We start from the raw sequence: 24,805 nt of genomic DNA on the forward strand, positions 1-24,805 counted from the left end.
CTGTTGTTAACTTGCCGTTCACTTTAGGTCATATGGGGCGAATAGTGCAAGGGGGTCAACGATTGGAATTGTCCATCAATTGGTGATCACCAATTAAATCCGTTAAAGGCCCAGCTAGGAGTGTTTCTTGCGCGTGGTGTGATCCTGGACACACTGTATCAGGGGTACCATGCACCACAGGGCAAACAACGCGACACCGGCAGGAGGCAGCGGGCGCGCGGGCGCGCCGGTACTGGTCACGGAGCCGTCGGCGCGCACTACCACGCCGACGCCGAGCTCGCGCAGCCGCGCTTGATTGTCCAAGGCTGCCTGCGCCGCCGACCAGCGCAGCGACGGCGGGTCCACCGCCACCCCGTCCACCGTCAGCGCACCAGATTCGACAACGTTCATGGCTTTGGGGGCGGGGTCGACGACCGGATGGCCGTCGATAGGCACAAGCGCGGGGCGCGATTCGAAAAGGACATCGCGGCCGCGATGGTCGACGGCAGGAACCTCGACGGTGGTGGGGGCAAGCGCCGCGAGGGCTACCGGCGCGTCTGGGACCTGCAGCAACGCGAACGCGGCAGCGGCGAGCGCGCGCCGGGGCTCGAGCGCGCCAGCGGCCGCGACGAAGGCGGGGATGGCGAGGATGAGCCACTTCTGCCCGTCGCGGAGAAGGCCGCCGCCGGGAAGGTGTTGGATCAGCGGCGCAGTCAGGCCGGCCCAGGAACCAAAAGCCACCGCGAACCCGACTGCCGCCAACAGCAGAAACCGGCGGGGCACCGCGCGCCAGGACAACGCGAGCAGAGCAGAAAGCGCCACCCCGAACAGCGCGAACCCGAGCTCGCGCGAGGCCGGCACCGCCTGCCCGTTCCAGATCCCGCCCAAGCCCAGCAAGGAGCCGAGGGTGCCCACGTGCGCCTCCGCGCGGGGCGCAAACGCCGCAGCCGAGGCGGCCGAGGACGTGCCGGGTGCGTCAGCGAACACGCTCGCCACCACCCACGGCAGGCAGGTGCACACGCTGACCGCAACCCCCGGCCAGCCGCGGGCGAAACACGCCGCCGCCAGCGCACCGGTGGGGGTGAGCGACGCCAACCAGTGCGCCAAGCCCGATGCCGGCCCACACCCCAACGCCACCAGCGGCAGCAGCCACCCCGCCGCGGCCAGCGACCACTGCCCCTGCAGCAGACGTTCCACCACGAACGGGTTCCACACCGCCACCGTCATCGCCGCCGCCCGTCCAAACGGGGAGCGCCCGAGCCGGAACCCCGCCCACGCCGCGCACCCCGCGGCGGCGACCATGAACACCCGCACGAACGCCACCGGCCACGGCAGGATCCCCAACAGCGCGTCCTGCGGCACATTGCGCGCGGCCAGATCACCCCAGCCGAGCGAGGCGCGGGTGAGCGCCATAGCATCGAACACCATCATGTCGCGCAGCGCGAACGCCTCGCCGGGCATAAGAAACGGCCAGGTCAGCGACAACACCAGTAGCGCGCCGTACGCGGGCGCCCACCAGCGGCTAACGGCGGCGCGCATACATCACCAGGCCCGCCACAAACGCCGCCGCGGCGACGACGCGGGTGACCACCGACATCACCTGCAGCCCCCGCAGCCACGCCACGTCGCGCCCCGCCGCCGACACCTGCGCCGCCTTGGTCTCCTCGGCCAGCACCCACTGGTCGGCGCCGCAGTCCCACACCTCGTCGACGATGCGGCCGGTGCGCCGCTCCGCATCCACGGTGCGCACGCAGCCGTCCGAAAGCGCCGCCGAGTACTTGTACGTGTCCAGCCCCCGCACCGAACCGGGGCCCAGGTAGTCCAACCCGACGTCGTCGCCGGACGTGGAGTCGAACATCGGGTAGGTGCGCCGCTCCGGGCGGTAGGGCAAAAGCGGCCCCAGCCCGGCGCGCCCCTTCGCGGGAAAGGCGGTGGAGGGGTCGATGGGAAACGCGTCCACCTCTTCGCCGTCCAGCGTGACTACCGCGTCCAGGCTCTTCGGGGCCTTGGTGAGCTCGATGGTGCGGGTGCGGGGCGACGTGCCGTCGAAAAGCATGGTGTACTCGCCCGGATCCAGGGTGCGCTGCTGCGCAATCACGATGGGGGAGGCGAGGTTGAGCGCGCCGCACACGACGATGATGCCGAGGCAGGCGGCAAGTCGGCGTCGCAGGTTCACCCGTGTCACCCTACCGGGTGGCTAGACTTGCGCCATCGTGAACAGACCCGCCATTTTGCCCGAGCTCGACGGCCTGCGCGCCGTGGCCGCCTACGGCATCGTGGCCACGCACGTCGCCTTCCAGACCGCCACCGGCTCCGCGGTGCTGGAGCGCTTCGACTACTTCGTGGCCGTCTTCTTTGCGCTTTCGGCGTTCCTCCTGGCGCGCGGCGGTCTCCGTGAGGGCTACTACGGGCGGCGGGTGTCGCGCCTTGCACCCGCGTATCTTGTGTGCGTGGTTGTGGTGCTGCTCGCGCTGCCGCCGCTCGCAGGGGTGACGTGGGGCCAGGTCGCGGCGAATGTGCTGCTTGCGCAGATTTACGTGCCGCATTCGCTTATCGACGGGCTCACGCAGATGTGGTCGTTATGCGTCGAAGCCGCCTTCTACTTGGTCCTGCCGCTGTACCTGCGCCTCGGGTCGTGGGGGCGGCACGCGGCGCTGGCGGGGGCCGTGGTGCTGGGCCTGGCGTGGCCGTGGGCGGTGTCGGGTGTGACGGATCCGGCGGTGGTGAACATGCAGATCTGGCCGCCGTCGTACGTCCCCTGGTTCGCGGTGGGGCTTGTGCTGGCGGAGCTGGAGCGCGCCGGCGTGCGCTACACCGGCCCGCGCTGGCCGGTTGCGGCGCTGGCGCTGCCGGTGGCGTGGGTCGGCGGGGTGCTGGGCCCGCGAGGGCTGGCACACCCCTCGCCGGCCGAGTTCAACGTGCGGGTGCTGCTCGGCGCGGTGTTCGCGGCGCTGGTGGTCGCGCCGTTTGCGCTGGGGCAGCGCGAGCGCGGCACGGTGCTGTCGTCGAAAGTCATGCGCACCCTGGGCCACTGGTCCTACTCGGTGTTCTTGTGGCATATGGCGGTGCTGTACTTCGTCTTCCCCGTGCTGGGGGTGCCGATGTTTTCGGGCGGGTTCGCGCTGGTGTACGCGGCCACCGCGCTGGCGAGCACGGCCGTGGCGTACATCTCCTACGAGCTGGTGGAGGTGCCGGGTGCGCGGTTGGTCAGGCAGGCCACGGCGAACAGGCCGGCCACGACCAAGAAGGTGGAGGAACCGGCGTAGTTGGCCGCGGGCCACGCCGCGCGCGCGAGCACGAGCCCGCAGATGGTCATGGCGCCGGCCGCGATGCGGTGCATCGGTAACACGGTGAAGCGGCGCACCACCCACGCGAGGGCCACCGCCGCCAGGCCCTGGAAGGGGAACGCGGCGATCACGGCCACGGTCGGCGCCCAGTTCGCGCCTGCTTTCGGCACGTACGGGGTGCCGTCCTCGCGCCGCCACGGCAGCCACAAACACAGTGCGAGCACGAGCAGGCTGAACGCCCCGCCGAAGATCAGCGAGTAGCGGTAAGCGCCCTCGCCCGCGAAGCGCATCTCGAACTCGCCGTCGGCTCCCGGAGGGACGCGGAAGGCCTGGGCGCCGGCGTCGATACGCATTGGCTCCAGCTCGGTGCCGCCGAGGGTGGCGCGGAGACCGTCGTTGAACGCGCGCGTGGTCAGGATCAGCCGGTCGCCGGTGCGGTCTGGCAGCGGCGCGCGCGAGAGCATGACCGTGTCGGCGCGGGTGAACAGCTCGTGGGCGCCGGCTTCGAGGAAGACGCTGCCCACGCGGCGCTCGCCGTCGATGGTGGCGGGCGCGGTGAGCTGCCACGTGGCGTCCTCAGCGGTGGTGAAGCGGCGCTGGATAACCGTGTGCTCGGGGAAATGCCGCTGGAAGAAGTAGCGGTCCGCGGTGCCCTCCACCTCGACGATGCGGTGGATACCCACGTCGAGCTCGCGGATGCCCACGGGTTCGGTCAGCTGCAGGATGGTGGCGTCGCCGCGGGTGAGCCTGCGCGGCTGGTCCTTGACCAGGGTGACGCTGCGGCAGTTGCTGTGCCCGTCGCACAGCTGGACGGTGGTGTCCGCGGTGGCGGCGATGGTGACGTGCTCCTGCTGGGTTTGGAACTCGATCCAGGCGTCGCGGTCGCCGGGCGCGGGCCACCAGGCGGTCTCGCTTACGCCGTCGAAGGCGGAGGTGAGCGACTTCGACGCGTCGGGACCGCCGAACGCGCCGGCATCCGCGGCCGAGGACGACGCGCGGGCGAAGCCGTCGGCCGCCACCGCCGTGCGGGAGCCTGCGGAGGGGTAGTCCTTCACCCGGTTGCGCACCGTGCCGTCCTCCCACTCGGCGGTGAGGTAGCCGGACTGGCCGTCGATGGTGCCGTAGTTGCGCACCGCAAGCGCCGGGGTGTCGGTGACAACGTCGGCATCCCCGCTGGTCAGGCGCGCCGGGAAGTAGCCGAGCTCGCGCCACAGCAGCGGCAGCACCTCGCCGCCGCCGTCCACCGCGACCGGCTCGCGGTCCGTGTCCATCACATCCGCGTGCGGATCCAGCAGGAAGACGTCCACCTCGCCGAAGCTCGCGTCAGGCTCGCCCAAATTCGGCGTGCGCGGTTGGCGCTCAAGGTCGCGGCGCACCACCACCGCGCCCACACCGATGGAACGCAGCGCTTGCCTATCGACGAGCTCCGCCTGCCCCTCCAACCCCCGAATCGCCTCCGGATCCACCAGGGGCACCGCGTCGCGGAACGCGAAACGCGCCTGGGTCAGCGCCTGGATCGGCTCGTCACGCGTCCACCCCCAGCTCTGGCGCGCGAACGATGTCGGCGGGACCACTAGCGTGCGGGTGCCAGCCGCGTGCTGGTTCAACCACTGGCCCGCCGCGACCCAGTCCTCGGACACCTCGTTCCATGTGCCCTCCGGCAGCAGGCGCAGCGACCACGCCGGCGCCACCGCCACTGTGGCGGCAAGGGTGATGCCGACAGCCTTCGGTCGGTTCACGTTCGCGGCCAGGTGCCCGGCGCCGAGCGCGAGCGGCAGGTGGACCAGGGGGTCGAATTTGTGCAGGTTGCGGAAGGGGGCGAGAGCACCGTCGTAAAGCGAAGTGCTCATGTGCGCCGAGCCGAGCACCCAGAAGCCCACCGCGAACACCGCGAGCAACGGCCCGCGCCACGGCATGTCGCGGCGCGCCAGGCCCGCGAGACCGAACGCGGCGACGAGGCAGGTGGCGATGACGAACGTCGGCTCCGCCACCAGCAGGTGGCCGGCGGCGCGCTCCGTGTCCACGAACGGCGTCCAGCTGGTGGTGCCGCGCAGGATCTCCACCGGGTTGAGCCACGCGGTGGTCACGCCGGCGGACTCGATGAAGTCCGTGAACGGCGGGGAGTAGCGGCCCAGCACCAAAAGCGGCCCGATCCACCACGCGGACACCGCCGCCGCCCCGACGGCGAACTTGCCGGCGGTTTTATAAGCACGCCGCGCGATGAGCAGCACGAACGCCGGCAGGCACGCGGCGATGGTGGCGGTGGCGTTGACCGCGCCCATGCACGCCACCGCCACCACCGCCGGCGCCACCTGTGGGTTGCGGCGCGTCAGCGGGATCAGCGTCCACGGCACGAGCACCACCGGCCACGCCTCCGAGGAAATCGCGGTGAGAGTGGTCAGGATGCGCGGGCTCAGCGCGTACACCGCCGCCGCGAGGACCTGCGGGAACGTGCCGCGGATGCCTACGCGCCGCGCCAACGCGAGCGTGCCGGAGTACGCCAACCCCAGCAACAGCCACCACCACGCGCGCTGGATCAACCAATCCGGCACGTGCAACAGATCCCCCGCCAAGAAGAACGGCCCCTGCGGGAACAAATACCCGTACGCCTGGTTTTGCACCTGGCCCAGCGGAAACTCGTCCGTGTAGGCGTGGGTTGCGCGGCGCAAAAACCGCCCCGGGTCGGCGATCAGATCGAACTTCGTGTCCGCCGCCACGTGCCCCGGCGGCTGAGCAAGCACAACAACGAGCAGAACCAGCCAGCCCGCGAGGTGCGCGCGCATCCCCCGCACCAGCGCCTACTTCCTCGAGCCGTACTCCGGCCCGCCCAGCACCGCCTCATCCGCTGGCACCGCCGTACCCTGTGGCACCGCGGATTGCCCGGACACGGACGCGATGCCGAGCACCCCCACAACACCGAGCACCACGCCAACGACCGTGCTGGCCAAAACGGGCGCGGTGGCGCGCCGGGCAAGCGACGCCGGCAGGGCAAATACTCGATGGGACATGTCGGAGAAGCCTACCAGCAGCGGGTACAGTGACTGTGGTTTGAAACAGGGTTTGAAACAGCTTACAAGGGGACAGGTACATGCGGGCTCGGACAGGTGCGGCATTGCTCGCACTTGCGTGCCTAACGACGTTCAGCTTCGCCGGATGCGCCGAACAGTCTGAGGACAACGCTGCTGAGTCGGCGGTTTTGGAGACTGCGGTTGCGGGCCGGGAGGACGTCGACGAGCAAGAAGCCCCCGAGATGGTGCCGCCTACTTCGCCCCCGGCCGCGCCCGCACCCTTGTCGCCCGCGCAGCAGCGCGTGCCGGACGACCTGCGGCAAAAGGTTGCTTCGCTCATGGTGGTCGGCGTGGCCAACTACGACCAGGCGCGGTTCGCGCTGGACCAGGGTGTCGGCGGGCTGATCATCCCCAGCTGGGCTGAACCGGCGCTGCTGACCGAGGTGGGCCGCGACATCAACGCCCTGCGCGCCCAGTACCACCGGCCGTTCAGCGTCGCCATCGACTTCGAGGGCGGCCGCGTGCAGCGGCACACGCAGGTCCTCGGCGAATTTATGCCGCCGCGCGCGCTCGCCGGGCAGCCACCCGAGGTGATCCGCGGCACGGGCTACGACATCGGCCGATCCTTGCGCGCCCACGGCATCAACGTGGACTACGCGCCGCTGCTGGACCTCGACGTGACCGACCTGGACATCGTGGGCGACCGCTCCTTCCACGGCAACCCCGACGAGGTCGTGCGCGTGGCCGGACTGTTTTCGCAAGGGCTTATCGACGCCGGGGTGACCCCGACATTCAAACACTTCCCCGGCCACGGGCGCGCCTCCGGGGACACGCACCACCACCTAGCCGTCACCCCGCCGCTGGACCAGATGCGCGAGCTGGACCTGCGCCCCTACGGCCCGCTGCTGGAACAGTTCCCCCGCGCCAGCGTGATGATGGGCCACATGATCGTGCCTGGCCTCGGGCCGGACGGTGTGCCCAGCTCCATGAACCCGGACACCTACCGGCTCCTGCGCACCGGCGACTACCCGGGCGGCGTGCCCTTCGAAGGCGTGGTGGTCACCGACGACCTGTCAGGCATGCGCGGCATCCTGGACTACGCCCCCACCCGCGACGCCGTGGCCAGGGCGATCGGCTCCGGCGCTGACCAGGCGCTGTGGTCCTCCGGCGCGGACCTGCCCGGCATCATCGACCACATCGTGTGGTGCGTGCACAACGGCTACATCCCCGAAGCCCGAGTGGACGAGGCCGCAATGAGGGTGCAGCAGCAGCTCATCGACGTGGGGTTGTAGGCGTCTCTCCGGCTATGAGAGATCAAAGATCTGCATTACTGTGGGGCCCGTGACTACGGTGAAGGCAACCTCGCACAGGAAGGGCCGCGCAGGCACCGCCAAGGGCGGGCCGGGCGTGATGGGCCGCGGTGCCAAAATCACGCTCAGTGTGCTCCTAGGCATCCTCGCCGTGGCGCTCGCGATCTATCTGGCGGATCTGGCTACCCACCGGGGCAACGTCCCCCGCGGCACCGAGGTCGGCGGCGTGGACATCGGTGCCATGGCGCCTGATGAGGCGCGCGAAAAGCTGCAGGCCGAACTCGGCGGTGTCGCCGACAAGGCCGTGCCGGTCAAGGCGGGGGAGAAGGCCACCGAGTTCGTTCCCGCGAAGTCCGGCCTGGGCATCGATTTCGATGCCACGGTGGACGCCGCCGGCATCGAGACCGCTAACCCCGTCGAGCGCTTCCGCGGACTGTTTACCACCCGCGAGGTGGATGTTGTGCCGACCGTCGACGACAAAGCCCTGGGCGGCCAGCTCGACCGCATGATCGAAGAGCTGCACGTGGACCCCGTCGACGGCACTATCCGTGTGCAGGGCGGCAAGGCCGAAACCACCGACCCGAAGCTCGGCCAGGACGTGGACCGCACGACGCTTCGCGACGAGGTGACCACCGGCTGGCTCAACCCGGACGGAGTTGAGGTGGAGCCGAAAGAGGTGCAGCCCGCCATCAACGACGACGCCATGAAGGCCGCGCTCGGCGGTCCCGTGCGCGCCGCCCTCGACGGACCGATCACCGTCACCGGCAAGGACGGCGTCGCCGCCGCGGTGCCGCAGGACCGCATCGGCGAAATCGTGCAGTTCCCCGCGGTGGAAGGCCGCATTGCACCCGAGGTGAACCTGGATGCGGCGCGCACAATCCTGGGCGACCAGCTCGCGGAGACCGAGGTAGAGGGCAAGAACGCGCGCGTGCTGGCCGGAGGCGGCGTCGAACCGTCCGTCGACGGCTCCGTGGTGGACTGGGACGCCACCCTGGCCGGCTTTGAAAAGCGCTTGACCGGCGGGGCTTCCCGCGAATGGGACGCGGTGTACAAGGACGTGCCCGCGCAGTTCACCACCGAGCAGGCGCAGAACGCCACCTTCAACGACGTTGTCGGCTCGTTCACCACCAGTGGCTACTCGGGCGCGTCCGGCACCAACATTGCGCTGGTGGCCCAGACCGTCAACGGTGCGGTTGTGAACCCGGGCGAGACGTTCTCCCTGAACGGCTACACCGGCCCGCGCGGCCCCGCGCAGGGGTATGTGGAGTCCGGCATCATCCTCAACGGGCGCGCGGACACCGCGGTCGGTGGCGGCATCTCCCAGTTCGCCACCACTTTGTACAACGCCTCCTACTTTGCCGGCATGACGGATGTGGCGCACATGCCGCACTCCTACTACATCTCCCGTTACCCGGCCGGCCGCGAGGCAACCGTGTACGAGGGCGCGATCGACTTGCAGTTCCGCAACGACAGCCCGTACCCGGTGCGCATCGCCAACAGCGTCGGCGGCGGTGAGGTCACGGTGAGCCTGATGGGTGTCAAGACCGTGACCGTCGAGTCCGTCAACGGTGGCCGGTGGGCGCAGACGCAGCCCCAGCCGGTGAACGTCTCCGGCTCGAACTGTGCGCCGTCTTCGGGCGCGCCTGGTTTCACCACCTCCGACACCCGCATCATCTACGACCTCGCCGGAAACGAGCTCAGCCGAGAAACCCAGACCACGGTGTACGACCCGCAGCCGATCGTGCGCTGCGGTTAGCGGTTAGCAACTAGCCGCCACGCACCCCACACCCGCGCGGCACCGAATGCCGCGCGTCCATTGTTCACGCTATGTTGCCGCCCCGGTCGGGGCCGGCCCTGGACCCATCGCCGATGTCGAATAACGGCGGGTCGGTGATTGTCTGGTTCGGTGGGTCGTCGAACGCGGGGTATTTTTTCCGCACCCGCCTGATAGTCCTCTGACCAGGCGATTCCTGGTACTGGCGGGTCGTGGTCGGTGTCGGTGGCCCGCCGTCGGCGGGGTGGTGGGTGACGTCCCAGGTGGAGGGGTCTTTCTCGAAATGCCCCTTGCCGCCGGCGCCGTCCCTGTTGTCGTTGTTGCACATGTGGTGCTCGCGGCACAGGAGGACCAGGTTTTCCAGGTCTGTGAGACCACCGTGCAGGTACGACTGGGTGTGGTGGGCTTCCAGTTCCACGCCCGGCTTGGTGCACCCGGTCCAGGCGCACACCTGCTGCATGGCCAAAAGCACCAGCTTCTGCTCCACGCTGGCCAACCGCGCCCGCCCGAGGGACAGCGGCACCCCGGTGCACGAGTCCAGCTGCAGGGCGAAGGAGTCTCCCGCCAGTCCGAGCCGGACTATGTCCAACGCGGTCAACGACACCGAGGTGTTGGTGGCGAACTCGGTGTACGCGTCCGCCCCCATGAGGTCTTCCAGCGTCAGCGTTATCACCACGGTGCCGATGCCCTTGCGCGCCGCGGTGGAGGAGTTCGCGTGGTCACCAACGATGTCCATGAGTTGGTCGAACCGCCGCTGCCCGCGGGTGCGCTTGTCCTCGGCGCCGGGCGGCAGGTTCGCCCCGGGCGACTCGCCGGCGGCCAGCGCGGCCTCGAACGCGGCGCGGCTGGCTTTGTCGAAGTAGATCTGCCCCCAGGAACCGCCGTCGCTGTCCTCCTCGCCGAAAATCATGGTTCTCTTCTTAAACGCGGCGAGCGGGTCCTTGTTGCCCTCGTAGTCCCGGCCCTTGCGGTTGGCACGCTTGACCAGTGTGTTCACGTGCTTCCGCAGTTCTTCCGCGGACATCGTCTCCGCCGCCTCGAGCGCCTGCGCGTAGATCTCGTCGCGGCCCGGGTCCGAGTGCTCGTTGAGCTGCATCAGCGCCCGTTCGATGATGCGCTTCTTTTCCGCGTTGGCCTTCGCCGCGGCCTTCCGGGCGCGCTCTTTGGCCTTGCGCGCTTCCTCCTTGCGGCGTTCTTCTTCCTCGGCCTGCTTCTCGCGCTCTTCCTCTTCCATCAGCGGATCCGACGGCGGCGTCGGCACCTCGACCTCGCCGAACATCGTCTTCGCCTGGTTGAGCAGGCTAAAGGCGTCGGCCCGAGGGAGCCCGAGCTGCTTGGTCAAATACTCCACAGGGTGGTTCGCGCCGACCAGCCGGCCAGCCCCGTCGCGCTCGCACAGGTGCGCAAACGCGATGTTCGCGTTGGACAGCAGTGGAAGCGCCGCGTGCAGCCGCTCCATCGCCTGGTGCGTGGACAGCAGGTGGAGGGATTCGGGCTGCATCATGAGCGCCTCGAGAGCTTTCAGGCTATCGACGAGCTGGTCCACGTGGTGGTCAATCACCGTGGTCATGGCCGCATCCCTCCCTCCGGAAACGCACTGTCAACGAATGAACAATGCATACGCTACGACACGCCTCCGACACGACCCCCACAAACACAAACACATGTTCGAATAACCCTAAGCGGCCAGCAACTTTAGCTCGTCGATAAGCAATAGGTGCTCACTCAAAATGTGCAGGCGGCACATGGTCGCCCACCTCGCGCAGTAGCCCCCACGAGGTGAGCTCCGCATAGAGAGGAACACGAGGCATCAACGAATGGTGGGGCGCGTAGCCGTCGTACCACTGCCCGGAGTCGATGTTCGCCACGTCCGCACCCGGGACGGCCTCGAGCATCGACGTGGATGTCGGCGTAACCACCGTGTCCGCCGGCGAGTAGATGGAGGTGTACACGATCCCCGGCGCGGTGTCCGGGCCGCTCGCAAACTCGCGCAGCCAGGCGGAACCCGCGAGCTGCTGCGCCGCCCCCGGCGCGACCAGGGCGGTGAAGTGCGGGTGCTTCGAGGCGAACGCGCCCATCTGTCCTGCCATCCCGCGGAAGTCGGTGCCGTGGAAGTTGCCGCCCATCGCCACCACGCGCCGCACCTTCGCCGCGCCTCCGCGCGAGATGAACAGCTTGGTCATCAGCGCGCCCTGCGAGTGCGCCACAATGTCCACCTGCTCCGCGCCGGTTTTCCGCAGCACGCGGTCCACGTGCTCTTCCACATCCCCCACGATTGAATTCAGGTCCCCGGTGCCGAAAAACCCGGGCGCGATCATGTCGCCGTAGTCGTAGCCCCAGACCCAAAACCCCTGCTCTTTGAGCCTTTGCGCGTTCGCCTCAAACGCCGCGGTGCGCGAGTTGATCCCGTGCACGTACATCACCGGCGTGGGGTGTGTGGGCTGAAAATTCCGGTCGTTGAACGGCATCGGCGGGCGGTTTTGCAGCCCGCGCACCGCCCCGTACCCGGCCGCCAGTGTCATCATCGCGCTGCTGAGTTTCATCCTTTTGAGCATATTGCTTATCGACGTCCTCCGGCCCCACTTGCGGTAGACCAAGCGGTCTGTTATTGTCTGGTCCTGGATCAAGAAGTCCGACGCACCCTGCATAAGGGGAAAGCCTCCCGGCTCGTCGGCTGGCAACCGCGCACATCGCGCACGGTGCCCCCGGGAGAAGATCCGCCGGCACGTGCAACCGCCGCGCCGGAAGTGCGATTCTCAAAGGAGATCAACCATGTCCTCCGACATGAACGACATGTCCAACAAGTCCAGCCAGTCCATCTTCGCCGACGACTGGGCGCCCGCAACCCTGGGCAATGTCAACATCAGCACCGTCACCTTCACCATCGACGGCACCGATGACACTGTCACCGCGGAATTCCCGTCGGCAATGGAGGCCTTCGACTTTGTCGGCCGCACCGGGCCAAAGTTCGAGTACTCCGCCATCGAAGGGGCAATCCGCGACAAAAACGGCACCGTCATCCCGCTGCCAGAGCCGCCCGCTGAGCGCATCCCGTGCGGCCACGACCAGTGCGACCTGGTTGCCAACGGCCACAAGGGGCACTGGATCCCGGTGCTGCGCGCCGCCAACGGGCCCAAAGAAGACTGGCTGCCTATCACCATCATCGAGCACGACGGCAACAAGCTGATCTTTTCCACCGAAGACGGCGTGTACACCTGCTACCACCACGATCCGGAGCGCCTGGCCAACGCCGTTTCCTACAACCGCGAGTGGCCTGTGTTGCGCGGCGAATTTAACGGCCGAAGCTACCCGGTGAGCGTGGTGTCCTCGAAGCCGATCGGGCCCTGCAGCCACGCATAATGCTTTTCGACGACCTCCCGGACCCCACCGTCTTCCTCACCGCGACCCGCAATTTCCAAAACGGCCGCTACTTCACCGTGAACGTGGGACAGCTCTTGCTCACGTTTCGGTTCCCGAATTCGAAGGAGGCGCTGCAGTGCATCCGCCGCCTCGGGTTCCTTTTCGAGTATTCGCCGGGGCGCAAAGCGTTTCGCAACTCCTCCGGCGAGCTGATTTCCGCGCCGCCGGTGTGGGTGGCGCGACGTTATGTCGACGCGGACGAGTGCGAGGTGGAGGGGAACGGCCACCATGTGCTCGGCGGCGAGATATGGGATGCCACCATGCACACCGACGAGGACTGGCAGCCCGTGGAGGTCGTGGAGCAGACCGGTTTGCGCACGGTCATTGCCACACCAATGGGCGTTGACGAGGTCTTCCACCACGACCCGTGGGCAATGCAGTTCGCCGTGAAGTACTGCGTGGGCTACAACGTAATGCAGTGCAATTTTCCGGAGGAAAGCGGCATCAAGGACCCGTTCATCTCCCTCGCACGTGCGGACATGCGCCCGTGTTCGAGGCAGGTGTACGGCCCCGAGGTGCCGTGGAAGATCCGCTACTTCTTGTAGCCCGCACCCCGAAAAAGAAAAGAGAGCCGGCGACGAGAATCGAACTCGCACTCTCAGCTTGGGAAGCTGATGTTCTACCACTAAACTACGCCGGCAGCTCTGCCAACTTTAGCACCACGGATTCGCGGCCCAAAACAGGGAAGTACACTCTGATTCGTGTTGCTTTCAGATCACGACATCCGCGATGCCATTGACTCCGGCCACCTCGGTATCGAGCCGTTCGATGCCGAGCTCATTCAGCCGAGTTCGATCGATGTGCGCATTGACAAGTTCTTCCGCGTTTTCAACAACTCGAAGTACACGCACATTGACCCGAAGCAGGAGATGCCGGATCTGACCACGCTCGTCGAGGTGCCGGACGGCGACGCGTTTGTCCTGCACCCCGGCGAGTTCGTGCTCGCCTCCACCCTCGAGTGCTTCACACTGCCCGCGGACCTGGCGGGCCGCTTGGAGGGCAAGTCCTCCCTGGGCCGCCTGGGCCTGCTCACACACTCCACCGCGGGCTTCATCGACCCGGGCTTTTCCGGCCACATCACCTTGGAGCTGTCCAACGTGGCCAACCTGCCCATCGTCTTGTGGCCGGGCATGAAGGTCGGCCAGCTTGCGCTGTTCAACATGACCTCGCCCGCGGACACCCCGTACGGCTCCGGCAAGCTCGGCTCGAAGTACCAAGGCCAGCGCGGCCCCACCCCGTCGAAGGCGTACCTGAACTTCCAGTAAATCCGTTCTTCACCCTGCCGACGTCGCCGCTCCACGGCATAATGGCCACTTATGCGGATGACTGTGATTGGCACTGGTTACCTTGGCGCGACGCACGCGGCGTGCATGGCTGAACTCGGCCACGAGGTGCTGGGCGTAGACGTTGATGAAACCAAGATCGAGGCGCTGAAGAACTCCAAGGTGCCGTTCTACGAGCCGGGCCTGCCCGAGGTTCTGGAGCGCAACATCGAGGCAGGTCGCCTTGGCTTTACGACGAGCTACGCCGAAGCCGCCGCCTTCGGCCGCGTGCACTTCATCGGGGTGGGCACCCCGCAGCAGCGCGGCTCCTACGCGGCAGATACCCGCTACGTCGAGGCCGTCATCGACGACTTGGTGCCCCAGCTCGAGGGCGAACACCTGATCCTGGGCAAGTCCACCGTCCCGGTCGGCACCGCCGCCGCCCTGCAGGAACGCGCCGACACACTCGCCGCCGGGCACGGCAACAAAGCGACCGTGGAGATCGCCTGGAACCCGGAGTTCCTCCGCGAGGGCTACGCCGTGAAGGACACCATCGAGCCGGACCGCATCGTGCTGGGCCACCGCGCCGAAAATTCCCGAGCCGAGGAGATCGCCCGCGAGGTCTACGCCACCCCGCTGGAAAACAACACCCCGTTCATCGTGACGGATCTGCAGACCGCGGAGCTGGTGAAAGTCTCCGCCAACGCATTCCTCGCCACGAAGATCTCGTTCATCAACGCCGTGTCCGAGGTCTGCGAAAACGTCGGCGCGGACGTGACCCAGCTGGCGGACGCCATCGGCTACGACGACCGCATCGGCCGGAAGTTCCTCGGCGCAGGTCTCGGTTTCGGCGGCGGGTGCCTGCCCAAGGACATCCGCGCGTTCATGGCACGTGCCGGCGAGGTCGGCGCCGACCAGGCCCTGACCTTCCTGCGCGAGGTTGACGCGATCAACATGCGCCGCCGCCAGCGCGTGATCGACCTGGCGCGCGAGGAGCTCGGCAGCGTCATCGGCCGCAACATCACCGTCCTCGGCGCGGCGTTCAAGCCGAACTCGGACGACGTGCGCGACTCGCCCGCACTCGCAGTAGCCGGCCAGCTTTCGCTCGCCGGCGCGTCTGTGCGCGTCTACGACCCGCAGGGCATGGACAACGCCCGCAAGGTCTTCCCCACCCTCGACTACGCAACCAGCCTCGAGGACGCACTGCGCGGCGCGGAGCTGGTCATCCTCGCCACCGAGTGGCAGGAGTTCAAGGAGATGGATCCGCGGTGGGCGGCGGAGCTCGTCGACAAGCAATTGCTTATCGACGGGCGAAACGTCCTCAACATCCAGCAGTGGCAGCAGGCGGGCTGGCAGCTCCGCGCCCTCGGCCGGAGCCTGTAGTTTCGTAGTATCTAATTCGGGCATACCTGCAGGGTGTGCCCGTCTTAGTATTTCTGGCCGGGTGGGGCATGATAGTCCGCATGTCCAAGGAGAAGTCAGGAAAGTTTGCCAAGGGCGCCCTGGGCGCTGCCGCCGCGGCGCTGGGTGGCGTCGCCATCCACGACCTCACACAAACCAAGTACCCGGTCCTGCGCAACTACCCCGTTTTAGGGCACATGCGCTACCTGCTCACGGACATCGGTCCGGAGCTGCGCCAGTACTTCATTGAACGCGACTGGGACGGCCGCCCCTTCAACCGCGACCAGCGCAACGCCATCTACGAGCGCGCGAAGGGCAAGCAGAGCGAGACGTCGTTCGGCACCGTCCAGGACGTCTACGACACGAACCACGAGCACCTCGTGCACTCCATCGCCCCGGTGGAGGAGCCGGCCGAGCCGCCGCGCGCGCTCGTGGGCGGCAAGGACTGCACCAAGCCGTACTCCATCTCCATGCTGAACGTGTCCTCGATGAGCTTCGGCTCCCTGTCCAAGAACGCCGTGCGCTCCCTGAACAAGGGTGCGGCCATGGGTGGGTTCGCCCACAACACCGGTGAGGGCGGCATCTCCCCGTACCACCAGGAAAACGGCGGCGATCTGGTCTGGCAGATGGGCACCGGCTACTTCGGCGCCCGCACCGAGGACGGCGACTTCGACCCGGCGAAGTTCCGCGACAAGGCGCAGGACGACCAGGTCAAGATGGTGGAGCTGAAGCTCAGCCAGGGTGCCAAGCCCGGCATCGGCGGCGTGCTGCCGGCGGACAAGATCACCAAGGAAGTCTCGGAGATCCGCGGCGTGCCCATGGGCGTGGACTGCATCAGCCCGGCCGCGCACCGCGTGTTCAGCACCCCAGTCGAGCTCATCGAGTTCATTGCCAAGATGCGCGAGCTTTCCGGCGGCAAGCCGGCGGGGTTCAAGATGTGCGTCAGCAGCCGCCGGGAAGTGCTCGCCATCTGCAAGGCCATCCGCGCTGTCGGCACCGCGCCTGACTTCATCGTGGTGGACGGCTCCGAAGGCGGCACCGGTGCCGCGCCCATCGACTTCGAGGACCACATGGGCATGCCGCTGACCCACGGCCTGATGCTGATGCACAACGCGCTCGTGGGCACTGGGCTCCGCGACCAGATCAAGATCGGCGCCTCCGGCAAAGTCGCGGGCGGCTCCGACATCGTCATGCGCATGATCCAGGGCGCGGACTACACCAACTCCGCCCGCGCCATGATGATGGCCACCGGCTGCATCCAGGCGCAGCGCTGCCACACCGGCGAGTGCCCCTCTGGCGTGGCCACCCAGGACCCGCGCCGTAACCGCGCAATTGTGGTGGAGGACAAGTCCAAGGCGGTCTGCAACTTCCAGAAGACCACCGTCAACACCGCCGTGCGCCTCATGGCGTCCATGGGTGTCTCCGACCCGTCCGAGCTCACCCCGCACATGCTGCGCCGCAGCGTCTCGCCGACTGAGTCGCGCTCCTACGCCTCGATCTACGAGTGGCTGCGCCCGGGGCAATTGCTTGACGACGCCCCGTCGATCTGGGCCCCCGACTGGAAAGCCGCCTCCCCGGACACCTTCCGCCCCGTGGCGTAGCTTCCGTCTCGCGGGCCTGGGGTGGGCTGGCTGGCCAGCTCCCAGGGCCCAGCTCCAACCAGGTTCAACCGGCCCCACTCAGCCCCAACTCGCGGATCTGCTAGTTCGCCATTTAAGGGTTCGCAGCGCAACTAGCAGATCAGCCTGCTATCGACACCGCGTTTCAATATCACCTGGGCAAACGAAAAGTTGGACACTTGATCTGCTAGCTCGCTCGTGAGGCATTCAAGGACGAACTAGCAGATCCGCGTCATGTCCGGTCACTTATTGGACGCAAAGTGCTTGACCCGCACACTGGCTCAGCGTAGTTTCTAACAAGACTGCGTCCCCGAGGGAAGGAGTAGGCAGTGCTCGCGTTCCGTGCTTCCGCATAACACGAACCAGAAAGACGTATGAGCATGCCTATTTCCCTGAACAACATTTCTCTCGAGTGGCCCAATGGAACCACGTGCTTTGAAGGCCTGAACGCCGTATTTGATAGTCGGCTTACCGGGTTGATCGGCGACAATGGATCCGGTAAATCCTCCCTGATCAAGATCATCCTCGATCAGCTCAAACCGACGAGTGGGTCGGTGGAACGCCCCGCGAACATCGCGTACTTACCGCAGGACCTCATGCTGCGGGCGGACGACACCGTGGCTGATGTTTTTGGCGCTACGGAGACTCTCAACGCAATTGCATCGGTGGAGGCCGGAGAGTTCGACCCCCAGCTTTTCGAAACTATCGGTGACCGTTGGGATATCGCCGCAGAGATCACCGCCACCCTGTCCGCGCACGGCCTCGACCTGCCTTTGGGTAGAACTCTGAATACGCTTTCCGGCGGTGAAACAGTCCGGGTAGCGTTGGCCGCTTTGTTCTCCGGCAACCCCGACTTCGTCGTCTTGGATGAGCCAACCAACAACCTCGACCACCACGCGAAAGAGCAGCTCATACGGGAGCTGGAGGCGGCGTCGGTACCTGTGCTCGTCGCTAGTCATGACCGCGACTTGCTGCAGAGCGCCACCGAAATTGCCGAGCTGCACGACGGCCGGCTGCGAATGTTCTCCGGCAACTTTTCCGCATACAAGGAGACGCTCGCGCAGGAGCAGGAATCAGCGATACGCGGGGTGAGGGACGCAAAAGCGAACCACCGCAAGCAGGTCAAGGAGCGGGAAGCGATGCAGACACGCATCGATCGGGATGCGCGCCGTGGAAAGAAGTTCGCCGCCTCGAAGCGCAAGCCCGGCATGGCGATGGGATTGGACAAGGACAGGTCTGAAAAGACTGCGGCGAGACGGGGGTCGGCCCACGCAGGAGCGGTGGAGGGCGCGCTCGCCGCCTACAACAAAGCCCAGGAAAAAGTCCGCGATGATCAAGCTGTCTTTATCGATTTGCCCGGCACCGAGCTGCCCAATGGTACCCGGGTCTTGGACATTCCCGGACTGACAGTCGTAGGTCCCGAGCGGGTGCGCATTACCGGTCCTAACGGAAGTGGCAAGACTACGCTGCTCAACTCCATCGCGAGTGGGCAGGCAGGCTACGTCATCGACGACGTGGGTTACCTTCGCCAGCGCATTACGCTCAACCCAGAGCTGACGGTGCTGGAGCTGGTGACGCAAACCAACCTCGAGGCAGAGCCGCAGTATATCCGCGACCAACTTGCGCAGCTGCTGTTTCAGAACGACACCGTGCACGCCCCCGTTGGCACGCTGTCTGGCGGGGAGCGATTCCGCGTTGAGCTCGCCCGTATCCTGCTTTCTCACCCAGCCCCGAAGCTATTGCTTCTCGACGAGCCCACCAACAATATCGACATTTCCACAGTGGACTGGCTCGTCTCCGCACTGGACAGCTACGCCGGTGCGATCGTCCTGGTCAGCCATGACGAGGATTTCTGCGCGCGAATAGGTCTCACCCGCGAAGTCACCATTGAGACCTTGCAGTAGGACGAACCCCTAGTGCTGGTGGTAGTCCGCCAGGAAGTTGCCTAGGCGCTCGATGGCGTTTTCCAACTGCGACGCCCACGGCAGGGTGACCACGCGGAAGTGGTCCGGGGTGGGGTAGTTGAAGCCGGTGCCCTGGACCATCAGGATCTTTTCGGATTTGAGCAGGTCCAGCATGAACTTCTCGTCGTCGTGGATGTTGTACATCTCCGCGTCGATCTTGGGGAAGCAGTACAGCGCACCCTTCGGCTCCACCACGGAGATACCCGGGATCTCGCGCAGCTTCCGCACGGCGACGTTGCGCTGCTTGTGCAGGCGCCCACCCTCGGCGGTGAGCTCGTAGATGGACTGCCGGCCGCCCAGCGCCACCTGGATGGCGTGCTGGCCAGGCACGTTCGCGCACAACCGGGTGCCCGACAGCAAATCAAGGCCTTCGATGAAGCCCTTGGCGCGACGGCGCGGTCCGGTAATCACCATCCAGCCGGCGCGGTAGCCGCACACCCGGTAGGCCTTGGACAGTCCGTTGAAGGTGATGCACAGCAGGTCGGGGGCGATTTCTGCCATGGAGATGTGCGAAGCTCCGTCGTAAAGCACGCGGTCGTAAATCTCGTCGGCGAGCACCATCAGCTCGTGCTCGCGGGCGATGTTGGCGATGCCTTCGAGCACCTCGCGCGAGTACACGGCGCCGGTGGGGTTGTTGGGGTTGATCACCACGATCGCCTTGGTGCGGTCGGTGACCTTGGAGCGGATGTCCTCGAGCGAGGGATTCCAGTCGTCCTCCTCGTCGCACATGTAGTGCACGACCTTGCCGCCGGCGAGGGTGGACGCGGCGGTCCACAGCGGGTAGTCGGGGGCGGGGATGAGGATCTCGTCGCCGTCGTTGAGCAGCGCCTGGGTGGTCATGCTGATCAGCTCGGACACGCCGTTGCCCAGGTAGACGTCGTCGATGTCGAAGGGCGGGAAGCCGTCGATCATCTCGTAGCGAGTGACCACCGCGCGGCGCGCCGAGGTGATGCCCTTGGAGGTGGTGTAGCCCTGGGAAGTGGGCAGGTTGGCAATCATGTCGCGCATGATCACGTCCGGCGCCTCAAAGCCGAAGACGGCCGGGTTGCCGGTGTTGAGCTTCAAAATGGTGTGGCCGTCGCGCTCCATCTTCTCCGCGGTGGCGGTCACCGGCCCGCGGATGTCGTAGAAGACGTTCTTCAGTTTGTCCGCTTGGTCGAAATGGCGGTGCTTTTGCAGTGGCTCACTCATGCCACACCACTGTAGGCCTCTTTAGTTCTTGCGGAAGCGGTTTATCGTGTTTTGTGCGACATCGAGCGCATCAGAGGTCAGCTGGTTGAACTGATCCTTGCGCTGCACCCGCATCATGGCCTGCTGGTGCGCCTTGGCGGATTCGATCTCCAGCTGGCGGCGCTTGATCTCCTGGCGGCGCTGCTGCTCCAGCTGCCGCAGGCTGGGGGTGTACCAGGAGTCGGGGCCGACCTTCATCACGTACAGCAGGATGAACAGGGTGGGGATGATCAGCAGGAAAACCGGGTGCAAAGCGGTCAGCCCGAGCGCGCCGACCGTGCCCAGCCAGAAGACGCCTGCGCGCATGCGCTTGCCGGAGCGGCGCGCCTGCATGATCTCGCGGCCGCTGTAAAACACATCGCCCGAGTGCACTTCTTGCCTCTCGACGGCACCTCCGGCCGGCTGCGGCGGCAGATCCCCCAAAATCGGATCGAGGTCGGAGTGGACCTGTGCCTCGGCGACTTGCCGGCAGCGGTCGTCGAACTCGCCCATGTTGAGCCGGCCCTCGCCGAGTGCGCGGCCGAGGGTGTCCATGGCGTCCATGCGCTCCTGGTCGCCGATTCTGAAGTTGCCGTATGGGGTGCTCACGCCGGACATAGTAACGCCCCGGACGGATGTCGTGCACGTCCGGGGCAGGAGGCGGGATTGAGGCTAGTCCTGCGTGCGAGGCAGCTTGCCGTCGTTCCAGCGGGAGTCGTCCTCGTGGTTTTCGGCTTCTTCCACGGTGTGCACGCCCTCGCCGAGGGGCTTGGTGTCCATGTCCTGGTTCGGGTTGTCCGCACCGGCTGAAGCAGCCTTGTTAGCTGCGCCGTCTGCCGGAGTGTCGATGCTGGTGTACAGACCTTCGTTTTCTGCAGTCATGCGTCCGATGCTACCCGCGTTTAGTCCCCGCTGAACTGGGATTGGTGCAGGCGCCAGTACGCACCTTGCTTTTCGACGAGCTCCGCATGCGAACCTTGCTCCACAATCCTGCCGTCTTCCATCACCACGATCACGTCCGCGTCCCGGATGGTGGACAGACGGTGCGCGATGACAAAGGAGGTGCGGTTGGAACGCAGCGCGTGCATGGCCTGCTGCACCATGACCTCGGTGCGGGTGTCCACCGACGAGGTCGCCTCGTCCAGGATCAGCAGCGCGGGCTGCGACAGGAACGCGCGCGCGATGGTGATCAGCTGGCGCTCGCCCGCGGAGACGGACCCGCCGTCCTGGTCGACTTCCGTGTCGTAGCCGTCCGGCAGCGAGCGCACGAAGCGGTCCACGTAGGTGGCCTTCGCAGCCTCGATGACCTCTTCGTCGGTGGCGTCGAGCCGGCCGTAGCGGATGTTGTCCATGATGGTGCCTTTGAACAGCACCGCGTCTTGGAGCACCATACCGATCTGGCCGCGCAGGTCCTCGCGGGAGTAATCCCGGATGTCCACCCCGTCGAGGGTAACGCGGCCGGAATCGACGTCGTAGAAGCGCATGATCAGGTTCACCAGCGTGGTCTTGCCGGCGCCGGTGGGGCCGACGATCGCAGCGGTCTGGCCGGGCTCCACCCGCAGGTTCAGGTCCTGGATCAACGGCTCGTCGGTGTAAGAGAAGGACACATCGCGGAACTCCACCAGGCCCTCGGCGCGGCCGTCCATGAGGGTCTGGGCGCTGTCGGCGGGTTCCTCTTCAGCGTCGAAAAGCTCGAAGACGCGCTCCGCGGACGCCACACCGGACTGCAGCATCTGCATCATGCCGGCGATCTCGCCCAGCGGCTGGTTGAACTGGCGGGAGTACTGGATGAATGCGGTGGCGTCGCCGAGCGTGAGCTTGCCGGAGGCGACCTTCACGCCGCCGAGCACCGCGATGGCCACGTACGACAAATACGAGATGAACTGCATGGTCGGGTGCATGGAGTTGGCCAAAAACTGCGCCTTCTGCGCTGCGCCCGCGAGCTCGTTGTTGCGCTCGTCAAAGGTGCGGCGCAGCTCGTCGGTGCGCCCGAAAATGACCGCCACGTCGTGGCCGGAAAAGGATTCCTCAACATGCCCGTTGACGTCGCCGGTGGCCTTCCACTGGGTGGTGAACTGCTTTTGGCTGCGCGTGCCCACCAGGCCCATGACTAAGCCTGTCAGCGGGATGGCCAGCAGCGCGACCAGCGCTAGCTGCCAGGAAATGGCGAACATCATCACCAGGATGCCCACCACAGTCAGGATTGCGTTGAACAGCGAGGACAGGGACTGCTGCAACGCTTGCTGCACGTTGTCCACGTCGTTGGTGGTGCGCGACATGACATCGCCGCGCTGGCGTGTGTCAAAGTAGCGCAGCGGCAGGTGGTTGATCTTCGCCTCCACCCGCTCGCGCAGGTTGAACACCGCGCGCATGGTCAGCTTGTTTAAAATCGCGCCCTGCGCCCACATCAGCAACGACGCCGCCGCGTACAGCGCCACCACCAGCACGATGAGCTGGCCGAGGCGGTCGAAGTCGATGCCGGAGCCGGGGGTGAGCTCCATCGCCGAGGCCATGTCAGCGAACCGATCCTGGCCCGCGGCGCGCAGGCCCTCGATCGCCTGTTCCTTGGTGGTGCCCGGCGGCATGTGCTTGGACATCACGCCGGAGAAGATCACGTCCATCGCCCGGCCCATCACGCGCGGGGCGTACACGGCCAGCACCACGGACACGGCGTTCATGACAAACACCGCCGTCAGCGCGAGTTTGTACGGCGCGAGTAGCCCTAGCAGGCGCTTTGCGGACGGCCAGAACTGCTTGGCCTTGCGCGGCGCCTTGTTGGAGTAGTCGTCGCCTGCCATCTTCTCTTCGTATTCGGCGAGCTGATCGTCGGTCAGCTCGGATCCGTGCTGGTTGCTCATGCGTCCACCTCCGCCTGGCTCGCCGCGATCTCCCGGTACGTCTCGCTGGTTTGCAGCAGCTCGTCGTGCGTGCCGCGCGCGACGATGCGGCCGGCCTCCATCACCAGAATCTGGTCCGCGTGCTTGATCGAGGACACCTTCTGCGCCACCACAATCACCGTGCGGTCCTGCACGATCTCGCGCATCGCCGCATTCAGGTTCGCCTCGGTGGTCGCGTCCAGCGCGCTAAACGAGTCGTCGAAGACGTACACCTTCGGATCCGCCACGAACATCCGCGCGATGCACAGCCGCTGGCGCTGCCCGCCGGAGACGTTGGTGCCGCCCTGGGCAATCGGCATGTCCAGATCCTCCACGAACCCGGCTTGCGCGACGCGCAGCGCCGCCCACAGCTCATCATCCGTGGCATCCGGGTTGCCGATTCGCAGGTTCGACGCCACCGTGCCGGAAAACAGCCACGGTTTCTGCGGCACCATCGCGACGGCCCCCACCAGGTCTTGGCGCGGGATGTGGGTGACCGGATGGCCGTCGATAAGCACGCGCCCCGAAGTCGGCGAGTACAGCCTGGGCAAAAGCCCAGCGAGCGTGGTCTTGCCGCTGCCCGTCGAGCCGATGATCGCCGTCGTCGTCCCCGGCGCCGCCTCAAACGAGATGTGCTCCAGCACCGGCTTCTCCGCGCCCGGGTAGGTGTAGGAGACATCCTCGAAGCGCACGGAGCCCTTGCCTATCGACGCCCCTCCGGTCACCGACGCCTTCACCTCATGCCCGAGCACCTCCTCGATGCGGTCGGCGCAGACAATTGCGCGCGGCAGCATCATCAGCATGAACACGCCCATCATCACCGCCATGAGGATCTGCATCAGGTACTGCATGAACGCGGTGAGTGAGCCGACCTCCACCAGGCCCTCGTCCACGCGGTGGCCGCCGAACCACAGCACCGCGGCCGTGGCCAGGTTCAAAATCAGCATGATCACCGGGAACATGGTCACGAACACCCGGCCGATGTTCAGGCTCAGCCTGGTGATGTCGTGGTTCGCCTCCGTGAAACGCTCGGCCTCGTGGTCCTCACGGCCGAACGCGCGCACCACGCGGATACCCGCGATCTGCTCGCGCAACAGGCCGTTGATCGCGTCCAGCTTCTTCTGCATGCGCTTGAACAGCGGCATCAGAACCGCGGCGGTGATCCCCACCACGACGGCGAGAATGAGCACCGCGGTGACCACCAGCCACGACATGCCCGCGTCCTGGCGCAGCGCCATGATGATGCCACCGATAGCCATGATGGGTGCCGCGACCATGAAATTCATGAACAGCAGGAACGTCATCTGCACCTGCTGGACATCGTTCGTGCCGCGCGTGACCAGTGTGGCGGCGCCGAAATGAGCCATCTCCTCGCTGTCGAAATCGGACACCCGGTCGTACACGGCGGCCCTGATGTCCCGGCCGGTGTTCATGGCCACCTGGGAGGCGAACCACACCGCCGCGATCGCCGCCGCGATCTGCACCAGTGCCACCACCAACATCGTGCGGCCGGTGTGCCAGATGTACGGCACGTCCGCTTGGGCGACGCCGTTGTTGATGATGTCCGCGTTCAGGTCCGGCAAGTACAGCGTGGCCAGGGTGGTGATCAGCTGTAACACGATGACCAGCGCGATCTTGCCGCTGTACCGCCTGCCAAAGCGCGCGGTGAGGCGGATGAGATCCATGAGTGCTCCTC

Annotated in this window: 20 protein-coding genes, 1 tRNA gene and 1 riboswitch; of the genes, 9 read left to right on the forward strand and 12 right to left on the reverse strand. The window is 66.4% G+C overall.

Annotation, left to right across the window (positions count from 1 at the left end; translation table 11 throughout):
• Positions 1–114: 114 nt before the first annotated feature.
• Complete coding sequence (locus ACF3NP_RS11515; protein WP_392398711.1) at positions 115–1,518, reverse strand: hypothetical protein; 1,404 nt, start codon at positions 1,516–1,518, stop codon at positions 115–117.
• Entirely contained in the window at positions 1,502–2,155 is a 654-nt protein-coding gene (locus tag ACF3NP_RS11520) for a hypothetical protein (protein ID WP_269511534.1), read from the reverse strand. Before ACF3NP_RS11520 ends, ACF3NP_RS11515 begins: the two co-directional genes overlap by 17 nt.
• A gap of 37 nt (positions 2,156–2,192) precedes the next feature.
• On the opposite strand from ACF3NP_RS11520, the gene ACF3NP_RS11525 reads away from it, so the two are divergent.
• Positions 2,193–3,245, forward strand: a complete 1,053-nt coding sequence (locus ACF3NP_RS11525; RefSeq protein ID WP_392398712.1) for an acyltransferase family protein — start codon at positions 2,193–2,195, stop codon at positions 3,243–3,245.
• On the opposite strand, the gene ACF3NP_RS11530 is transcribed toward ACF3NP_RS11525, so the two are convergent.
• Both ACF3NP_RS11530 and ACF3NP_RS11535 read right to left on the reverse strand, forming a co-directional pair.
• Positions 3,152–6,049: an alpha-(1->3)-arabinofuranosyltransferase domain-containing protein gene (locus tag ACF3NP_RS11530; protein WP_392399149.1), complete on the reverse strand. Its 2,898-nt coding sequence runs from the start codon at positions 6,047–6,049 to the stop codon at positions 3,152–3,154. The genes ACF3NP_RS11525 and ACF3NP_RS11530 overlap by 94 nt on opposite strands.
• Positions 6,050–6,064: 15 nt before the next feature.
• On the reverse strand, positions 6,065–6,274 hold the full coding sequence (locus ACF3NP_RS11535) for a DUF2613 family protein (RefSeq protein ID WP_239356071.1): 210 nt from the start codon (positions 6,272–6,274) through the stop codon (positions 6,065–6,067).
• 80 nt (positions 6,275–6,354) lie between these two features.
• Between ACF3NP_RS11535 and ACF3NP_RS11540 the strand changes: the two genes are divergently transcribed.
• Complete coding sequence (locus tag ACF3NP_RS11540; RefSeq protein ID WP_392398713.1) at positions 6,355–7,566, forward strand: glycoside hydrolase family 3 N-terminal domain-containing protein; 1,212 nt, start codon at positions 6,355–6,357, stop codon at positions 7,564–7,566.
• A gap of 118 nt (positions 7,567–7,684) precedes the next feature.
• Positions 7,685–9,340 carry a VanW family protein gene (locus ACF3NP_RS11545; protein WP_392399150.1) on the forward strand — a complete coding sequence of 552 codons (1,656 nt, stop codon included), beginning with the start codon at positions 7,685–7,687 and terminating at the stop codon, positions 9,338–9,340.
• 64 nt (positions 9,341–9,404) lie between these two features.
• On the opposite strand, the gene ACF3NP_RS11550 is transcribed toward ACF3NP_RS11545, so the two are convergent.
• Positions 9,405–10,928 (reverse strand): HNH endonuclease signature motif containing protein, encoded by a 1,524-nt coding sequence (locus ACF3NP_RS11550; protein ID WP_392398714.1) that lies wholly within the window; start codon positions 10,926–10,928, stop codon positions 9,405–9,407.
• Positions 10,929–11,079: 151 nt separating this feature from the next.
• Complete coding sequence (locus ACF3NP_RS11555) at positions 11,080–11,901, reverse strand: esterase/lipase family protein (protein WP_239356066.1); 822 nt, start codon at positions 11,899–11,901, stop codon at positions 11,080–11,082.
• 78 nt (positions 11,902–11,979) lie between these two features.
• Positions 11,980–12,114, forward strand: a riboswitch (SAM riboswitch).
• A gap of 16 nt (positions 12,115–12,130) precedes the next feature.
• On the opposite strand from ACF3NP_RS11555, the gene ACF3NP_RS11560 reads away from it, so the two are divergent.
• Positions 12,131–12,718, forward strand: coding sequence for a hypothetical protein (locus ACF3NP_RS11560; RefSeq protein ID WP_392398715.1), 588 nt, complete (start codon positions 12,131–12,133; stop codon positions 12,716–12,718).
• The gene (locus ACF3NP_RS11565) at positions 12,718–13,323 is read left to right on the forward strand and encodes a hypothetical protein (RefSeq protein WP_392398716.1); all 606 of its coding nucleotides are present in this window, start codon (positions 12,718–12,720) and stop codon (positions 13,321–13,323) included. The genes ACF3NP_RS11560 and ACF3NP_RS11565 overlap by 1 nt, the downstream gene beginning before the upstream one ends.
• A 24-nt stretch (positions 13,324–13,347) precedes the next feature.
• Here ACF3NP_RS11565 and ACF3NP_RS11570 read toward each other — a convergent pair.
• Positions 13,348–13,418 (reverse strand) — tRNA-Gly (locus ACF3NP_RS11570).
• A 61-nt stretch (positions 13,419–13,479) separates the two neighbouring features.
• Between ACF3NP_RS11570 and dcd the strand changes: the two genes are divergently transcribed.
• The 4 genes from dcd (at position 13,480) to ACF3NP_RS11590 (ending at position 18,964) form a co-directional block, all read left to right on the forward strand.
• Entirely contained in the window at positions 13,480–14,043 is a 564-nt protein-coding gene (gene dcd / locus ACF3NP_RS11575; protein ID WP_181889196.1) for a dCTP deaminase, read from the forward strand.
• A 51-nt stretch (positions 14,044–14,094) separates the two neighbouring features.
• Positions 14,095–15,423 carry a UDP-glucose dehydrogenase family protein gene (locus ACF3NP_RS11580; protein ID WP_239356062.1) on the forward strand — a complete coding sequence of 443 codons (1,329 nt, stop codon included), beginning with the start codon at positions 14,095–14,097 and terminating at the stop codon, positions 15,421–15,423.
• Between the two features lie 80 nt (positions 15,424–15,503).
• Entirely contained in the window at positions 15,504–17,042 is a 1,539-nt protein-coding gene (locus ACF3NP_RS11585; protein WP_392398717.1) for an FMN-binding glutamate synthase family protein, read from the forward strand.
• A 398-nt stretch (positions 17,043–17,440) separates the two neighbouring features.
• Complete coding sequence (locus tag ACF3NP_RS11590) at positions 17,441–18,964, forward strand: ABC-F family ATP-binding cassette domain-containing protein (protein ID WP_392398718.1); 1,524 nt, start codon at positions 17,441–17,443, stop codon at positions 18,962–18,964.
• A gap of 9 nt (positions 18,965–18,973) precedes the next feature.
• Here the strand turns inward: ACF3NP_RS11590 and ACF3NP_RS11595 are convergent, their stop codons facing one another.
• Genes ACF3NP_RS11595 through ACF3NP_RS11615 form a run of 5 tightly spaced genes read right to left on the reverse strand, consistent with a single transcriptional unit; the run spans position 18,974 to position 24,794 of the window.
• The gene (locus ACF3NP_RS11595; RefSeq protein ID WP_194989449.1) at positions 18,974–20,215 is read right to left on the reverse strand and encodes a pyridoxal phosphate-dependent aminotransferase; all 1,242 of its coding nucleotides are present in this window, start codon (positions 20,213–20,215) and stop codon (positions 18,974–18,976) included.
• A 21-nt stretch (positions 20,216–20,236) separates the two neighbouring features.
• Entirely contained in the window at positions 20,237–20,851 is a 615-nt protein-coding gene (locus ACF3NP_RS11600; protein WP_202032101.1) for a DUF1707 SHOCT-like domain-containing protein, read from the reverse strand.
• 54 nt (positions 20,852–20,905) lie between these two features.
• The gene (locus tag ACF3NP_RS11605) at positions 20,906–21,115 is read right to left on the reverse strand and encodes a hypothetical protein (protein ID WP_392398719.1); all 210 of its coding nucleotides are present in this window, start codon (positions 21,113–21,115) and stop codon (positions 20,906–20,908) included.
• 20 nt (positions 21,116–21,135) lie between these two features.
• On the reverse strand, positions 21,136–23,091 hold the full coding sequence (locus tag ACF3NP_RS11610) for an ABC transporter ATP-binding protein (protein ID WP_392398720.1): 1,956 nt from the start codon (positions 23,089–23,091) through the stop codon (positions 21,136–21,138).
• A complete protein-coding gene (locus tag ACF3NP_RS11615) occupies positions 23,088–24,794 on the reverse strand; it encodes an ABC transporter ATP-binding protein (protein ID WP_311389956.1) in 1,707 nt (568 codons plus the stop codon). Before ACF3NP_RS11615 ends, ACF3NP_RS11610 begins: the two co-directional genes overlap by 4 nt.
• Positions 24,795–24,805: the final 11 nt, after the last annotated feature.

Source organism: Corynebacterium lehmanniae (assembly GCF_043161975.1).
GTDB classification, from domain to species: Bacteria; Actinomycetota; Actinomycetes; order Mycobacteriales; family Mycobacteriaceae; genus Corynebacterium; species Corynebacterium lehmanniae.

Excerpts from the sequence above, each read along its gene's own strand:
- ACF3NP_RS11515 (WP_392398711.1), bottom strand. The coding sequence starts at position 1,518 with ATGCGCGCCGCCGTTAGCCGCTGGTGGGCGCCCGCGTACGGCGCGCTA.
- ACF3NP_RS11530 (WP_392399149.1), bottom strand. The coding sequence starts at position 6,049 with ATGCGCGCGCACCTCGCGGGCTGGCTGGTTCTGCTCGTTGTTGTGCTT.
- ACF3NP_RS11535 (WP_239356071.1), bottom strand. The coding sequence starts at position 6,274 with ATGTCCCATCGAGTATTTGCCCTGCCGGCGTCGCTTGCCCGGCGCGCC.
- ACF3NP_RS11540 (WP_392398713.1), top strand. The coding sequence starts at position 6,355 with ATGCGGGCTCGGACAGGTGCGGCATTGCTCGCACTTGCGTGCCTAACG.
- ACF3NP_RS11545 (WP_392399150.1), top strand. The coding sequence starts at position 7,685 with ATGGGCCGCGGTGCCAAAATCACGCTCAGTGTGCTCCTAGGCATCCTC.
- ACF3NP_RS11550 (WP_392398714.1), bottom strand. The coding sequence starts at position 10,928 with ATGACCACGGTGATTGACCACCACGTGGACCAGCTCGTCGATAGCCTG.
- ACF3NP_RS11555 (WP_239356066.1), bottom strand. The coding sequence starts at position 11,901 with ATGAAACTCAGCAGCGCGATGATGACACTGGCGGCCGGGTACGGGGCG.
- ACF3NP_RS11560 (WP_392398715.1), top strand. The coding sequence starts at position 12,131 with ATGTCCTCCGACATGAACGACATGTCCAACAAGTCCAGCCAGTCCATC.
- ACF3NP_RS11565 (WP_392398716.1), top strand. The coding sequence starts at position 12,718 with ATGCTTTTCGACGACCTCCCGGACCCCACCGTCTTCCTCACCGCGACC.
- ACF3NP_RS11580 (WP_239356062.1), top strand. The coding sequence starts at position 14,095 with ATGCGGATGACTGTGATTGGCACTGGTTACCTTGGCGCGACGCACGCG.
- ACF3NP_RS11585 (WP_392398717.1), top strand. The coding sequence starts at position 15,504 with ATGTCCAAGGAGAAGTCAGGAAAGTTTGCCAAGGGCGCCCTGGGCGCT.
- ACF3NP_RS11590 (WP_392398718.1), top strand. The coding sequence starts at position 17,441 with ATGCCTATTTCCCTGAACAACATTTCTCTCGAGTGGCCCAATGGAACC.
- ACF3NP_RS11595 (WP_194989449.1), bottom strand. The coding sequence starts at position 20,215 with ATGAGTGAGCCACTGCAAAAGCACCGCCATTTCGACCAAGCGGACAAA.
- ACF3NP_RS11600 (WP_202032101.1), bottom strand. The coding sequence starts at position 20,851 with ATGTCCGGCGTGAGCACCCCATACGGCAACTTCAGAATCGGCGACCAG.
- ACF3NP_RS11605 (WP_392398719.1), bottom strand. The coding sequence starts at position 21,115 with ATGACTGCAGAAAACGAAGGTCTGTACACCAGCATCGACACTCCGGCA.
- ACF3NP_RS11610 (WP_392398720.1), bottom strand. The coding sequence starts at position 23,091 with ATGAGCAACCAGCACGGATCCGAGCTGACCGACGATCAGCTCGCCGAA.
- ACF3NP_RS11615 (WP_311389956.1), bottom strand. The coding sequence starts at position 24,794 with ATGGATCTCATCCGCCTCACCGCGCGCTTTGGCAGGCGGTACAGCGGC.